17 protein-coding genes are annotated in these 13,944 nt (G+C 62.1%); 8 read left to right on the top strand and 9 right to left on the bottom strand.

The window, feature by feature from the left end; all coding sequences use genetic code 11:
* Window positions 1-2: 2 nt before the first annotated feature.
* Window positions 3-422: a hypothetical protein gene (locus RYZ20_RS05590; protein WP_317671162.1), complete on the bottom strand. Its 420-nt coding sequence runs from the start codon at window positions 420-422 to the stop codon at window positions 3-5.
* Between the two features lie 29 nt (window positions 423-451).
* A complete protein-coding gene (locus tag RYZ20_RS05585; protein WP_317671160.1) occupies window positions 452-1,123 on the bottom strand; it encodes a carbonic anhydrase in 672 nt (223 codons plus the stop codon).
* Between the two features lie 173 nt (window positions 1,124-1,296).
* Between RYZ20_RS05585 and RYZ20_RS05580 the strand changes: the two genes are divergently transcribed.
* The 6 genes from RYZ20_RS05580 (at window position 1,297) to RYZ20_RS05555 (ending at window position 7,284) form a co-directional block, all read left to right on the top strand.
* Window positions 1,297-1,677, top strand: a complete 381-nt coding sequence (locus RYZ20_RS05580; protein ID WP_317671158.1) for a hypothetical protein — start codon at window positions 1,297-1,299, stop codon at window positions 1,675-1,677.
* 60 nt (window positions 1,678-1,737) lie between these two features.
* A complete protein-coding gene (locus tag RYZ20_RS05575) occupies window positions 1,738-3,153 on the top strand; it encodes a leucyl aminopeptidase family protein (protein WP_317671156.1) in 1,416 nt (471 codons plus the stop codon).
* Entirely contained in the window at window positions 3,150-3,995 is an 846-nt protein-coding gene (locus RYZ20_RS05570; RefSeq protein WP_317671154.1) for a C40 family peptidase, read from the top strand. Before RYZ20_RS05575 ends, RYZ20_RS05570 begins: the two co-directional genes overlap by 4 nt.
* Window positions 3,996-4,062: 67 nt before the next feature.
* Window positions 4,063-5,061, top strand: a complete 999-nt coding sequence (gene pseB / locus RYZ20_RS05565) for a UDP-N-acetylglucosamine 4,6-dehydratase (inverting) (protein ID WP_317671152.1) — start codon at window positions 4,063-4,065, stop codon at window positions 5,059-5,061.
* Complete coding sequence (pseC, locus tag RYZ20_RS05560; RefSeq protein ID WP_317671150.1) at window positions 5,061-6,203, top strand: UDP-4-amino-4,6-dideoxy-N-acetyl-beta-L-altrosamine transaminase; 1,143 nt, start codon at window positions 5,061-5,063, stop codon at window positions 6,201-6,203. Before pseB ends, pseC begins: the two co-directional genes overlap by 1 nt.
* Entirely contained in the window at window positions 6,196-7,284 is a 1,089-nt protein-coding gene (locus tag RYZ20_RS05555; protein ID WP_317671148.1) for a glycosyltransferase family protein, read from the top strand. Before pseC ends, RYZ20_RS05555 begins: the two co-directional genes overlap by 8 nt.
* On the opposite strand, the gene pseI is transcribed toward RYZ20_RS05555, so the two are convergent.
* The 6 genes from pseI to RYZ20_RS05525 all read right to left on the bottom strand — a co-directional run bounded on the left by pseI (window position 7,281) and on the right by RYZ20_RS05525 (window position 11,572).
* Entirely contained in the window at window positions 7,281-8,336 is a 1,056-nt protein-coding gene (gene pseI, locus RYZ20_RS05550) for a pseudaminic acid synthase (protein ID WP_317671146.1), read from the bottom strand. The genes RYZ20_RS05555 and pseI overlap by 4 nt on opposite strands.
* A 40-nt stretch (window positions 8,337-8,376) precedes the next feature.
* Window positions 8,377-9,003 carry an ElyC/SanA/YdcF family protein gene (locus tag RYZ20_RS05545; protein WP_317671144.1) on the bottom strand — a complete coding sequence of 209 codons (627 nt, stop codon included), beginning with the start codon at window positions 9,001-9,003 and terminating at the stop codon, window positions 8,377-8,379.
* Window positions 8,990-9,556: a formyltransferase family protein gene (locus RYZ20_RS05540; RefSeq protein ID WP_317671141.1), complete on the bottom strand. Its 567-nt coding sequence runs from the start codon at window positions 9,554-9,556 to the stop codon at window positions 8,990-8,992. The genes RYZ20_RS05545 and RYZ20_RS05540 overlap by 14 nt, the downstream gene beginning before the upstream one ends.
* Complete coding sequence (pseF, locus tag RYZ20_RS05535; RefSeq protein WP_317671139.1) at window positions 9,553-10,239, bottom strand: pseudaminic acid cytidylyltransferase; 687 nt, start codon at window positions 10,237-10,239, stop codon at window positions 9,553-9,555. Before pseF ends, RYZ20_RS05540 begins: the two co-directional genes overlap by 4 nt.
* Window positions 10,232-11,137 (bottom strand): lysophospholipid acyltransferase family protein, encoded by a 906-nt coding sequence (locus RYZ20_RS05530; RefSeq protein ID WP_317671137.1) that lies wholly within the window; start codon window positions 11,135-11,137, stop codon window positions 10,232-10,234. Before RYZ20_RS05530 ends, pseF begins: the two co-directional genes overlap by 8 nt.
* An 87-nt stretch (window positions 11,138-11,224) precedes the next feature.
* Window positions 11,225-11,572, bottom strand: coding sequence for a DUF2794 domain-containing protein (locus RYZ20_RS05525; protein WP_317671135.1), 348 nt, complete (start codon window positions 11,570-11,572; stop codon window positions 11,225-11,227).
* A 342-nt stretch (window positions 11,573-11,914) separates the two neighbouring features.
* Between RYZ20_RS05525 and RYZ20_RS05520 the strand changes: the two genes are divergently transcribed.
* Window positions 11,915-12,349, top strand: a complete 435-nt coding sequence (locus RYZ20_RS05520) for a c-type cytochrome (RefSeq protein ID WP_317671133.1) — start codon at window positions 11,915-11,917, stop codon at window positions 12,347-12,349.
* 42 nt (window positions 12,350-12,391) lie between these two features.
* Here RYZ20_RS05520 and RYZ20_RS05515 read toward each other — a convergent pair whose 3' ends face one another.
* A complete protein-coding gene (locus tag RYZ20_RS05515; protein WP_317671131.1) occupies window positions 12,392-12,733 on the bottom strand; it encodes a hypothetical protein in 342 nt (113 codons plus the stop codon).
* Window positions 12,734-12,805: 72 nt separating this feature from the next.
* Here RYZ20_RS05515 and RYZ20_RS05510 point away from each other — a divergent pair, with 72 nt between their 5' ends.
* Window positions 12,806-13,936, top strand: coding sequence for an S-(hydroxymethyl)glutathione dehydrogenase/class III alcohol dehydrogenase (locus RYZ20_RS05510; protein ID WP_317671129.1), 1,131 nt, complete (start codon window positions 12,806-12,808; stop codon window positions 13,934-13,936).
* The last annotated feature ends 8 nt before the right edge of the window (window positions 13,937-13,944 follow it).

Below are 13,944 nucleotides of genomic sequence, written 5' to 3'. Positions count from 1 at the left end.
GGTCAGCCCGCGCGCTGCGAATGGAAGCGAGCCTTGGCAGTGCCGGGGTAGACCGCGCCCGGAAAGGGCGCGCGAAACCGCAGGCACAGGTCGCCGTAATCGGGGCCAAGCGCCGACAGCCAAAGGACGAACCGGTCCTGTGGCCAGCTATGCAGCGCCAGCCGGTCCTCTGCATGCAGACGCAGCACAAAGCCGTTCCGCCTGAGTGCGATCTGGAGGTCCAGCCAAGACCCCGCCTCTGACAGCAGGTTGCGGACGAGGTGCGGCGGCGGCTTTGCAACCGTCTGCGACAGCCCCTCGCTCAGGGTCTGCCGGATCACCTCGGCGGGCGGTTTTCCCCCCGCATGCGCCAGCGCTGCGATCTTGTCGATCAGCACTTGCGGCAGGCGCATCGTCACCAGTCTGTCAGCATCATGTCCCATCAGGGCAGAGTGGCCCGAGTCGGATTAAATCATGGTAAATCTGTGCTGCGACCGACAGGCGAAAAGATGTTTTGTGCGGCCTCATATTGATAGAGGTTCCCCTCGCCAATATCGACGCGCAGCCCATGGAGCGTCATCCGGTCGTCGTCGAGCGCCTCTTTGATGAAGGGGAAGGTCATCAGGTTCTCAAGGCTGACCTTGACCGCCTCTTCCTCCAGTGCCTTCTGGCGCTGTTCCTCGGGCAGGTCGCGCACGCGCTCATAGCCCGGGCGCAGGATGTTCAGCCAGCTGCCGACGAAGGAGTTGGGTGCCGAAAGTTCGGGGTCGGTGCCTTCGCACATCGCGCAGCAGCCCGTCACGCCGCCGCAGTTCGAATGCCCCAGCACGATCAGATGCGCGATCTTGAGGTTCTTGACCGCGTATTCAACCGCCGCCGACGTCCCGTGGTGGTCGCCATCGGGGTTAAAGGGCGGCACGAGGTTCGCGATGTTGCGGTGGATGAAGAACTCGCCCTGATCGGCGCCGAAGAACCGCGTCACATGCACGCGCGAGTCGCAGCACGAAATCACCATCGCGCGGGGGCGCTGCCCTTCGTCCGCAAGGCGGCGATACCAGGCGCGGTTCTCGGTGTAGGTGGTCGCTTTCCAGCCCTGATAGCGTTCGATCAGATAACCGGGCAGGGGCCGCACATGCTGTTTCATCCGTTGGTCTCCAGAACAGGTTCGCGCAGATGTAGAGCGGTTGGACCGGTTTTTCGAGAGGTTTCAGGGTAAAAAACCGACCGGGGAAACCTTTTCTTGAGATATAGGTGGCAGGCTCCGCCTTGGGTGAGCCGCGCATGGTGATGCGTGGCCTGAAAGGAAGGGATACCGGGGTGGCAACTATTACCAAATGCCGCTGCGACGAAGGGGTTCGGCTTGATCCGGACCGGATTGTCGCGCTTTACGCAGAGCTTGGCCCGACAGGAGCCGAGCAACTGATCAGTGTCGCGATGGAGGATATGGCGGTCGCGCTCAGTGTGCTTGAAAAGGCCGCGCTGAAGGGCATCTACAGCGAGTTGGTGGATGCGGTGGATGCGCTTGATCCTTTGGCGCGTCAGGTCGGGATGGATGTGCTGGTGCGTGTCGCGCGTGATCTTCTGGACTGCGCGGCGCGCTGCGATACGGTCGCCGAGGCGGCGGTTCTGGCGCGGTTGGTGCGTCTTGGGGATCGCTGCCTGACGGCGGTCTGGGATTTGTCCGATATGCGCGTTTAGGGGGCTTGCGGGCGCGGAGGGGGGCGTTAGGCTATCGTCGTAACTCATTACGGAGATTGCATGATGTTGCCCGCGCCCCGCCCCGATCGCCCCGCGATGCGTTTTGCCGAAACCGACGGGGCGGCGAAGCCCTTGTATGTGGTTCCGGCGGATGGGCAGGACGCGGTTTTGTCGGGTTTGCCCGCAGCGCAGGCCGCTTGGGTTCGTGCGCAGGGATTTTCCGCCAAGCCGGGCGAGTTGTGTCTTTTGCCCACGCCGGATGGCTCGGTTGCCGGGGCGTTGGTGGGGTTTGGCTCGCCTCAGGCCCGCGCGCGCGGGCGGTTTCATCTGGCCAATGCTGCGGCCGCGCTTCCCGAGGGGAACTGGGTGCTGGCGGGCGATCTGCCCGAAGGGGCGGCGGCGGAAGCGGCCCTTGGCTGGCTTCTCGCGGGCTATCGCTTTGCCGCCTATAAGGATGCCGCGCCGCCCAAGGCCCGCCTTGTCTGCCCCGAGGGCGTGGATGCCGCGCGGGTCGAGGCAATGGCTGCGGGCGAGGCATTGACGCGCGATCTGATAAACACCCCCGCCAATGATATGGGGCCGGAGGAGCTTGAGGCCGCCGCGCGTGCCTTGGCGGATGCCCACGACGCTCAGGTCAAGGTGGTCAAGGGCGAAGACCTGCTGGCGCAGAACTTCCCGCTGATCCACGCCGTCGGGCGCGCTTCGCCCCGCGCGCCGCGCCTGATCGAGCTGAACTGGGGAGAGGCCGGTCCGGCGATCACGCTGGTCGGCAAGGGGGTCTGCTTTGATACGGGCGGTCTGAACCTGAAGCCCGGCTCTTCGATGGGGCTGATGAAAAAGGATATGGGTGGGGCGGCGACCGTTCTGGGACTGGCGCATATCATCATGTCTCTGGGCGTGAATCTGCGGTTACGCGTGCTGATCCCGGCGGTGGAAAACGCGGTTTCGGGCGATGCCTTCCGCCCGCAGGATGTGCTGCGCGCGCGCAAGGGGCTGACGGTCGAGGTCAATAATACCGATGCCGAGGGGCGGCTGGTTCTGGCCGATGCGCTGGCGCTGGCGGATGAGGCGCAGCCAGATCTGTTGATCTGCATGGCAACGCTGACGGGGGCAGCGCGGGTGGCGCTTGGGCCGGACGTTCCGCCGTTCTACACCGATGACGAACCGCTGGCGGCGGCACTGGCCGAAAGCGCGGTGTCGCAGGCAGATCCGCTTTGGCGGATGCCCTTCTGGGCGCCCTATGAGCCGATGATCGAGCCGGGGATTGCGGACCTTGATAACGCGCCCTCGGGCGGGATGGCGGGGTCGATTACGGCGGCGCTGTTCCTGCGCCGCTTTGTCACCGACACCCCGAGGTTCGCGCATTTCGACATCTACGGCTGGCAACCGGCGGCGGCGCCCGCGCGCCCCAAAGGCGGCGTGGGCCAGGGCGCGCGCGCGATCCTTGAGGCCATCGAAACGGTGTTCGGCCTATGAGTGGGGTAAAACGCGACCGGCGCCTGACGCCGTTTTCGGGGCGGATCGCGCATCGCACGTTGCAAGGGGTGGTGTCGTCCCTGGTCTTCACCGAAGGCGAGGCGGCGCGGATCATTGCCCCCGTGACGGACCTGTGTGCCGCCCCCGATGGCGCGCGCGACCGCCAGCTTTTATTCGGGGCGGCGGTGCTGATTATCGAACGCCGCATGGCGTGGACTTTCGTTCAAGCGCAGGCGGACGGCTATTGCGGTTGGGTGGCATCGGACGCGTTGGGCAAGCCGCTGGAGGTGACGCACCGCGTCAGTGCGGCGGCGACACATGGTTACCGTACGGCCTCGATCAAGGCGGGCGAAGTGCGCAAACTTTCGCTCGGGGCTACGGTTACGGTGTTCGAAGACGATGGGCCATTTGCCGTGACCGAGGATGCCTGGATTCCGCGCCAGCACCTGCGCCCGCTGGAGGCGCCCGAAGATGATCCGGTTGCGGTGGCCGAGCGCCTGCTGAATGTGCCCTACCTCTGGGGCGGAAACTCGCATGACGGGATAGATTGCTCTGGGCTGGTGCAGGCGGCGCTGATGGCGTGCGGGCTGGCCTGCCCTGCGGACAGCGATATGCAATGGGCGGCCCTTGGGGCGCTTTTGCCCGAGGGCGCGCCCCTTCAGCGTGGAGATCTGCTGTTCTGGAAAGGTCATGTCGCGCTGGCGTGCGATGCGACGCGCCTGATCCATGCGAATGGCCACACGATGAGCGTGGCCTATGAGGGGATTGCCGAGGCCCGTGCGCGGATTGACGCCGCAAGCGAGGGCACATGGCTTGGTGCGCGGCGGATCGCGCGGGCCTAACCGCTGGACAGTCCGGCTCAAGACCGCTAGCACAAACCCAAGGAATTTCGAGGACGGAGGCATCCCGATGTTGGCCAATAGCACGATCCTGATCACCGGTGGCACAGGGTCTTTCGGCTCACGCTTCGTTCCGATGACGCTGGAGAAATACAATCCCAAGCGCATCATCATCTATTCGCGCGACGAGATGAAGCAGTGGGAAATGGCCAAGACCTATGGCGATGACCCGCGCGTGCGGTTTTTCATCGGCGATGTGCGCGACCGGGAACGGCTGTATCGCGCGATGGACGGGGTGGATTATGTGGTCCACGCGGCGGCAACCAAGATCGTGCCGACCGCCGAATATAACCCGTTCGAATGCGTGAAAACCAATATCAACGGCGCGATGAACGTGATCGACGCCTGCATCGACAAGGGCGTGAAACGCTGCGTTGCGCTCTCCACCGACAAGGCATCCAGTCCGGTGAACCTGTATGGCGCGACGAAACTGGCCTCGGACAAGCTGTTTGTGGCGGGGAATTCCTATGCGGGGTCCAAGGACTGCCGCTTCTCGGTCGTGCGCTACGGCAACGTGATGGGTTCGCGCGGCTCGGTCATTCCGTTCTTCCTGACGCTCAAGGATAAGGGCGTGCTGCCGATCACCGACGGGCGCATGACCCGCTTCATGATTACGCTTGAACAAGGGGTCGAGCTGGTCTGGCACGCCTTTGAGGATATGGTCGGCGGCGAGGTCTATGTGCGCAAGATCCCCTCGATGAACATTCTCGACATTGCCAAGGCCGTCGTGCCCGATGCCAAACACGAGGTCATCGGTATCCGTCCGGGCGAAAAGCTGCACGAGCAGATGATCGGCCCCGAGGATTCGGCGCATACCTACGAATATGCCGACCACTTCAAGATCATCCCTGCGATCCACAACTGGTCGAAAGACCCTGTGCGGATCAAAGAAGGCAAGCCGGTTCCGGAAGGGTTCGAATATTCCTCCGAGAAGAACGCGGACTGGATGGGCGTTGAAGAGCTCCAGAAATGGATCGCTGACAACGCCGAAAAGATCGGAAAATTCTGATGATCCCCTATGGCCGCCAGGATATTTCGGATGACGATATTGCTGCGGTCGAGGCGGTTCTGCGTTCGGATTTCCTGACGCAAGGGCCAGCCGTGCCGCGCTTCGAAGCGGCGATCATGGCCGAGACAGGGGCGGGCTATGCGCTGGCGGTGAATTCCGCCACCTCGGCCCTGCATATCGCCTGTATGGCGCTGGATCTGGGGCCGGGGGACTGGCTTTGGACGGTGCCCAATACCTTTGTCGCCTCGTCCAATTGCGGGATTTACTGCGGCGCGGAGGTCGATTTCGTGGATATTGATCCCGCGACTTATGTGATGTGCCCCAAAGCGCTGGAGGCCAAGCTGGTGCAGGCCGAGGCTGCCGGCAAGCTGCCCAAGGTTCTGATCCCTGTGCATTTTGCGGGTCAAAGCGCCGATATGGCCGCGATCGGGGCGCTGGCGCGGCGCTATGGCGTGCGCGTGATCGAGGATGCCAGCCACGCAATCGGTGCGCGCTATCAGGGCGCGCCCGTCGGCAATTGTGCGCATTCCGACATCTGTGTGTTTAGCTTCCATCCGGTCAAGATCGTCACAACCGCCGAAGGTGGCGTGGCGACGACGAATGACGCGGGCCTTGCGCAGCGGATGGATCTGCACCGCTCGCACGGGGTCACGCGTGATCCGGCGCTCTTGCAGGGCGAAAGCGCGGGCGGGTGGTATTACGAACAAGTCGCCCTTGGCTATAACTACCGCATGACCGAGATGCAGGCGGCCCTTGGTGTTAGCCAGATGACGCGGCTCACGCAGTTTGTCGCCCGCCGCAACGCGCTTGCAGCGCGCTATGACGATCTGCTGGCGGGGCTGCCGCTGACGCGTCCAGCGCAGCATCCCGACAGCTATTCGGCCTATCACCTGTATCCTGTGCAGGTCGAAGACCGCGCCCGCGTCTTCGCCTATCTGCGCGAGAACGGGATCGGTGTGAACGTGCATTATATCCCCGTCCACACGCAGCCCTTCTACCGTGCGCGCGGGTTCGACTGGGGGGATTTCCCGGCCTCGGAAGGCTATTACAATCGCGCGATCAGCATCCCGCTTTATGCCGGTCTGACCGAGGCCGATCAGGACCGGGTTGTCGCGGTTTTGGCCGAGGCGCTGAATGGCTGAGAAACCGCTTCTTCTGGCCTATCTGAACGGGATGCCGGATTTTGAAAGCACCTATCCGGTGCTCGCGCGGCTGCACCATCGGGGGCATGTGCGGGTGCGCGCGCTGGTCTATTCGAAACTCCTGCGCAAGGAGCGCCGTCTTCAGCCGGTGTTCGAACGGATGGGCTTTGCGCCCGAGCCTGCCTCGAAACTGCGCATGAAACTGTTGTATCAGCGCGATATTCGCGAAGCGGATGCGGTGTTGACGATTGCCGATCCGAACTGGGACACCACCACGCGCAAGCAGCGTGGCACCTATATGAAGAAGATCGGCAAGCCTTCGATCTTTTTGCAGCACGGCGCCTATCAGGTGGGGGTGAATGCGCGGCGGATCGAGGGCGAGATGGCGTATTTCTCGGATCAGCTTTTGTTCTGGGAACCCCTGGGCGAGAACCGCGCGCTGTTTACCCCCGAAACGGCCGCCAAGGTCGAGGTGGTGGGCTTTACCAAGGAAAACATCCTGCCGCAGAACCGCTTTGGCCCCGAGGTCTCGGACTGGGTCGCGCGCTATCCGCGCAGGCTGTTGGTGTGTCAGTCCTTCCGCTGGGGGCAGGGGCGCTACACCAAGGACCACATCGACCACTTCTATGACCTGCTGGATCAGGCGCTGACGCGGAACCCCGACCTTGGGATCATCATCCGCTCGCACCGCGGCAAGGTGCGCAAAAGCCACCGCACGCATGACCGCGATCTCGCGCGCAAGCATCCGAACGTTTTGTTTTCGCACTACTATTCCGGGCCGCTGGCAAAGGCCACGATCCATGACGCGATCGACCTGGTGCACGGGATGATCTCGCCCACTTCGACGACGGTTCTGGATTGCCTCTATTCGGGCAAACCCGCAGCGGTCTTTGCCGAGAACCTTCCGCTGTTTGCGGAACTGCCCCAGATCGGTGATCTGGCGGGGTTCGAGGCTTTTGCTGCCGCGATGAAAACCCCCGATCCGGTTTATGACAGCGTGCGCGCGCGGTTTGGCGTGCTGGACGACAACCTTGACCGCGCCGCCGCGGCGATTGAACGGCGGATGCTGAAGCGCGCTTAGCCCCGCGCGATCATCGACCAGTCGAAGGGCTCGCCGTGGCTTAGGGCGCGCGCCGCGCGCTTCCCCAAAACATCCGGCAGGTGCTTTGGCGCAAGGCCAAGGCCGGGCCGGATCGAGCGGACATGCGCTTCGGTCAGCACCTCGCCCGCAGCGACATCCGCCACCACATAAAGCGAGCGTCGGAATTGCGCATTCGCCCCGCCCACGCCCTTGCGGTCATAAATTGGCGCGCCCAAGGCGCCATGCGCCATGCGGCAATCGTCCACAAGCTGTTTGAATTCATGAGGTTCAAGCGAGAAATCCGCGTCCGGCCCACCATCAGCGCGCGCCAGCGTCATGTGCTTTTCGATGATCCTGGCGCCCCGTGCGATCGAGGCCACCGCAACCGCCGATCCAAGCGTGTGATCCGACAGGCCAACCTGCACGCCGAAAGCCGAGGCCAGCGCCTCGATCGTGCGCAGGCGCATGTCTTCGGGCCGCGCAGGGTAGGCCGAGACGCAATGCAGAAGCGACACGCAGTCCGCCCCGCCCTCGCGTGCGGCGCGAAGGGCGTCCTCGATCTCGGCGTAATTGGCGATGCCGGTCGACATGATCAACGGTTTGCCGGTCGCGGCGACCTTGCGGATCAGCGGCGTATCGACCAGTTCAAAGGAAGCGATCTTATAGGCGGGCGGGTCCAGCGTTTCGAGGAAATCCACGGCCGTCGGATCGAAGGGCGAGGAAAACACATGCAGCCCGTGGCCACGCGCGCGGGCAAACAGCGCCTCGTGCCAGTCCCACGGCGTCGAGGCCTCTTGATAGAGGTCATGGAGCGAGCGCCCGTCCCACGGGGTCCCTTTGATTATGAATTCAGGTCGGTCGGAAGCGATGGTGATCGTGTCGGCGGTATAGGTCTGGAGCTTGACCGCATCGGCCCCTGTTTTCGCCGCCGCATCGATCAGCGCCAGCGCGCGACCCAGATCGCCGTTATGGTTCCCCGAAAGCTCGGCGATGATATAGGGTGAATGCCCCGGTCCTATGGCGCGACCCGAAATGGAAAAAACGTGGGACACTGAAAGACCTCCGTCGGAGAAACTGCTGGTAGACTTCATATCAATCCGGTTGGCACGCAACAAGCGCAGGGGCTAATTTCGACCAATCGAATGGCCGCTCGCCAAGTGCTACGCCATTATAGAACGGGTGTTCCGTGCGCATGCGCGACACATACCCTTTCAGGTCGCCTGCAGAAACCCCATTAAATGTGTTCTTAAAGGCCTTGATCGAGGCCAGTTCGCTTTCATGCCTCTTGGCCGGATCTGGTGTTTTCGCTCCATGGACAGTTATATCTTTACCCCAAACGGCTTCAAAAACCTGCTGGGTTCGAGTGACATGGTAATCCGAGGTAGTCACAACGGGCAGAACATGAGCGAAATCCGGCCAATAGTCGGCTGCCGAGAAAACCGCATCTCCGACAGTATCCCGAGAAAGCAGGTTACATCTTAGGGGAATGTCTGGGCATAGCCCGCGTTGCTCGGCCTCAATTTTCATTGCGACAGAGATCGGCAGATTGCAGTCGTTCCGGTAGTCCCATCCCATAAAGACGACCTCTGATGCCTTAATGTCCTGTGCGACTCTGCACCCTAGCTCAAGACGCCCCCGCGTCTCCTCGTTTAGGACGCCATTTGCGTCCATCAGATTGGCGAGGACGATGACGATTTTCTTCGGTTTATTCGTGGTCATAGCGGTCACGGGCCTCCTTTGCCTGCATGTCCCAGTGAACCCATTCAGGCAAGTCGCGAGATTTATGCGCTGTTCCTGCTCCCTCTTGAGGGGTGAGCGTGACCTGGTTGGCTATCCATTTCGGAAAAACCTCCTCAAACAGCGACTCAATTTCTGAAACAAGTCGGCTCTGGCTGTCCCGAAGGGTTATCCGGTCGTCGTCGAATTGGACTTTACGCTGTTCAAGAATTGGACCGGTATCCAACCCTGCATCAATTTCATGCAGGCTTACTCCGTGAGGCGTGCGCTCTACCCATGCCCAGAAATTTGGATGTGCGCCGCGGTTGAACGGAAGTAAGGAAATATGCAGATTGACGATTGGCTTCTGGGCGGTTCGGATTACTTCCTTTCGAAGGATATGCCTGTAACCAAAACTGATAATCCGGTCAAAACCGGATAGGTCGCTTACTGCTCCGTGGATGTGCTGCACTGAATGTCCAAAGTTTTGGAGCCAATCTATCAGTCGGGTTTGGTCGGGACCGTAACCGAGAAATGCAAGAGACATATTGCTCATTTGGAGTGTTCCAATAGGGCGAACATCCGCTCGGCGCGCGCCCAGTCGTCGGGGGTGTCGATGTCAACGGCGCGCTCGGGCGGAATTTCGACGCCTGCGGCCCCGTCCCAGACGCGGGCCATCGGGTCGGACCATGTGGCGGCGCTTGCCCAGTAGAACTGGCCCACGTCGAAATAGGCCGGTTCAAGGTCTTGCGAGCGCATCGGCATCGCCTCGGGGCGGTCAGGGCGCAATTCGCCGTTCCGCAGGCGGTAGGCGCGTTCGATGGGGGTCGCGTAGCGTCCAACCGACAAGACCCATTTCGCGCCTGCGCGAAGGAGCGCTGCCCCCTCTTGCAGCGCCTCAGGGTCAAGCAACAGCGCTGTCGCATAGATGCAGCAGACGGGCGTATCGGCGGGCAGATCAAGGCGGGTGACCGCATCGCGGATCACCTCGGTCGTGCCGGTGTGATCGTCGGACAGTGCGGGGTCGCGCAGAAACGGAACCTCGGCACCAAGGGCGCGGGCGGTATCGGCGATTTCGGGGTCGTCGGTGGTCACGACGATCCGCTCAAACAGGCCGGATGCCTGCGCCGCCGCAATCGGCCAGCCAATCGCGGGCTTGCCAACGAAGGGCTTGATGTTCTTGCGCGGGATGCGTTTCGACCCGCCGCGCGCGGGGATGATGGCGATGGCGTTACGCATGTCCTGCCCCCTTGGGTGGTTTCTTCCAGCGGCGATGCGTCCAGAGCCATTGCTCCATATGCGTGCGCACCCGCGCCTCGAGGCTGTCGTTAAGCGCCTGCGTCATGGTGATCTCGTCGCTATGCGGAATGGGCGCCTCCAGCTCGACCCTGAAGGACAGCCCGTCGGGCTGGCGGATCACATAGATCGGGATCAGGAGCGCGTCATATTTCAGCGCCAGTTGCGCCGCCGAAACCGCCGTATAGGCGGGCAGGCCAAAGAAATGCAGCTCTTCGCCCTTGCGCATATGCTGGTCGGTCAGCATCGCAAGCACATTACCGTTGCGCAGGTGCTTGACCATCTGCGCCATGCCGCGGCGCGAGCGTTCGTAAAGGGGGGTGGCCAAGGTTTCGATGGCGTTCAGGTAGCGCTGGTGAAACGCGCGGTTGTTCATCGGACGGTAGAGACCGCCGACCGAGTATCCGCGCAGCGACATGCCCACGCGAAACACATCGTAATTCGCGAAATGCCCCGAAACGGCGATGACGCCTTGCCCGCGCGCGCGGGCCTGTTCGAACGCGGCAAGACCCGGACCTTCGAACGGCGTGGCGCGGCAAATTTCGGTGAATTCGGCGGGCGAGAAGATCTCGGCCATGAAGCGGCCCAGATTGTCGGGAACCTGTCGCGCAAGGCGGGTTTTCTCGGCCTCGGGCAGCTCGGGCATCGCCAGATCAAGATTGGCACGCACCCGCTTGCGCATCCCGATCAGGGGGGCGGCGATGCTCTGCACCAGCCAGCCCGCAAACGGCACCCGCCAGCGATAGGGCAGCAGCCGCAACAGACCCAAAGCGCCGCCGATCAGGGCGTCCTCCAGTCGTTCGCGCAGCGTGAGGGGGGGATTCCCCGCTGCCTTGGCCATGCACGCTCTCCGCCGTTGCCTTGGGTTATGACCGGCCAAAAACAAAAGGCCCGCCCTTATGTTAGCTATATAGCCACTTGGCTGGCGTCAATCTATGGGGCGGATGAGTTTGCGTTCGAGCACGCGCAAGACAACCGCCAGATCATGCCCGCGTTTCAGGATCTGCCCGTCCATGCCAAGCACCGCATAAAGCCCCTGCCGGTTGCGCAGCGCGGGGACCTTCTCGATCCGGTAGAGCGGGTGTTCGGCTGCGCGACGGAAAATCGAAAACACCGCCTTGTCGCGCAGAAAGCTCATGGCGTAGTCGCGCCATTCGCCGGCAGCGACCATCTTGCCATAAAGCGAAAGGATCACGCCCAGTTCCAGCCGGTCGAAGGCGACCTGCTCGGGGGCGCTTTGCGGGCGCGGAAAGGGGGTCGGGGGCTGCACCGTCATAAGAAAAGGGTACAGCGAGCGGGCCGCAAATCAAGGCTCAAAAGTCTGAGCGTGGTTAAGGGCGTCTTGACAGCGTTAACCCTGTCTTTGTTTGGCCGCAAAAAATCCCTCAAATTGTCAGCACCCGAGCCGAATATCGCCCCTTTCCTGAGGGATACAAAGGTCAGCGGAAAACGCTAAAGACCCCGGCAAAGCGGTTAACAGCCCCCACCCAGTCCGCTTTGCCGGGGCGCTTTCATTGCATCGCCAGGACGTCACGCGAAGTTTATAGCGCGGGCAGAAATCGGTCTGGTCCTCGGAGTGTTGCGGGCTATGGTGCGGCGAACCCGAAACGAGGCCCGAATGAAACTCTCTGTCAAATTGCTGGCTGTCGCGCTGATCTGTGTCGCAGGCGTGGCGCAGGCCAAGCTGCAACCCCATCACCCGCTGGTCAAAGCCCGTATCGCGAATATGGAGACCTTCCGCAGCAATTTTGCGGTGCTGGGGAATATGGCCAAGGGCAAGCTGGATTTCAACGCGACGCAGGCCGCGACGGCGGCGGCTTTGCTGCGCGAAAACGCCCCCAAGATCGTGACCACCTTCGAGACCGAGGCGCATGATCCGGCTTCCGAGACGAGTGACGCGGTCTGGGTGAATTTCGAGGATTTTGCCGCCAAGGCCGAACGTCTGGTCGAGGCGGTCAACGCAATCGACACCACGTCGCTGGATACGCTGCGCGACGGGGTGACGCAGATCGGGACGGCCTGTAAATCCTGCCACGACGACTACAAAAACTAAAAAAGCGCCCCGCTCAAGCCATTGAAGCGGGGCGTTTATTTATTAGCCGCAGTCGATGTTCCAGATGTTGCCCGCAGCATCAATGCGGAAGACGACGCGCTGCGGATCGTAGGACTGATCCTCGAAGCCGCGCCATTCGATGACGCGATGCGGGCGCGTGATGGCCAGCGTATCAAGCGCCGTGCGCGGCTGCCCCAGAACCGAAATATAGTCGATCGCGTGGCAAGTGTCGGGCGTGCGCTCTTGCAGCCCGCTGTCGGTGGTAGCGACGCTTGGCGTCATTTGCGGCGCAGGCATCACGGGCGCGGGCGCCTCTTCGACGGCGGGGGATTGGCACGCTGCAAGCAACAGACCTGCCGCGATGACGTAAACTCGGTTGAACATGTCGCACCCGTTCCTTGATTTTTGCCCTGCTCTCGCGCAGGTTCCTTTCATCTATACAAGGAGGAATTTGCGATGAGAACCCGTGCCGCCGTAGCGATTGCCCCGGGCCAGCCGCTTGAGATCATGGAAGTGAACCTTGAAGGGCCCAAAGCGGGCGAGGTTCTTGTTGAAATCAAGGCCACCGGCATCTGCCACACCGACGAGTTCACATTGTCCGGAGCGGACCCCGAAGGGCTGTTCCCGTCGATTCTGGGGCATGAGGGCGCGGGCGTCGTGATCGAGGTTGGCGAGGGCGTGACCACGCTCAAGCCCGGCGATCATGTGATTCCGCTTTATACGCCCGAGTGCCGCGAATGTCCCTCCTGCCGCTCGGGCAAGACGAACCTGTGCACGGCGATCCGCAACACGCAAGGTCAGGGGCTTATGCCCGATGGGACCACGCGCTTTTCGATGCTCGATGGCACGCCGATCTATCACTACATGGGCTGCTCGACCTTCGCGAACCACACGGTCATGCCCGAGATTGCACTGGCGAAAGTGCGCGAGGATGCTCCGTTCGAGAAGATCTGCTACATCGGCTGCGGTGTCACGACCGGCATTGGCGCGGTGATCAACACGGCCGGAGTCGAGATCGGCTCGACCGCGGCGGTGTTCGGCCTTGGCGGCATTGGTCTCAATGTCATTCAGGGGCTGCGCATGGCGGGGGCCGATATGATTATCGGCGTCGATCTGAACGATGGGAAGGCCGAGATGGCGAAGAAATTCGGCATGACGCATTTCGTGAACCCGTCCAAGATCGAAGGCTCGGTCGTGCAGGAAATCGTGAACCTGACGAAGAAGGGCGACGACCAGATCGGCGGCGTGGATTACTCGTTCGACGCGACCGGCAACGTCAAGGTGATGCGCGATGCGCTGGAATGTTCGCACCGCGGCTGGGGCGTGTCGGTGATTATCGGTGTGGCACCGGCAGGGGCTGAAATCTCGACCCGCCCGTTCCAATTGGTGACGGGCCGTGTCTGGAAAGGCACCGCGTTTGGCGGTGCGAAGGGGCGCACCGATGTGCCGAAATTCGTGGATTGGTACATGGATGGCAAGATCGAGATCGACTCGATGATCACGCACACCATGCCGCTGGAAAAGATCAACGACGCCTTCGACCTGATGCATAAGGGCGAGAGCATCCGCTCGGTCGTGATCTACTGATCCGCGCA

The sequence above is a fragment of the Pseudothioclava alba genome, from assembly GCF_033100795.1.
Taxonomy (GTDB): Bacteria; Pseudomonadota; Alphaproteobacteria; order Rhodobacterales; family Rhodobacteraceae; genus Pseudothioclava.
Note: the sequence above shows the minus strand (reverse complement) of the source record. Positions and strands in the feature narration are given on the sequence as shown.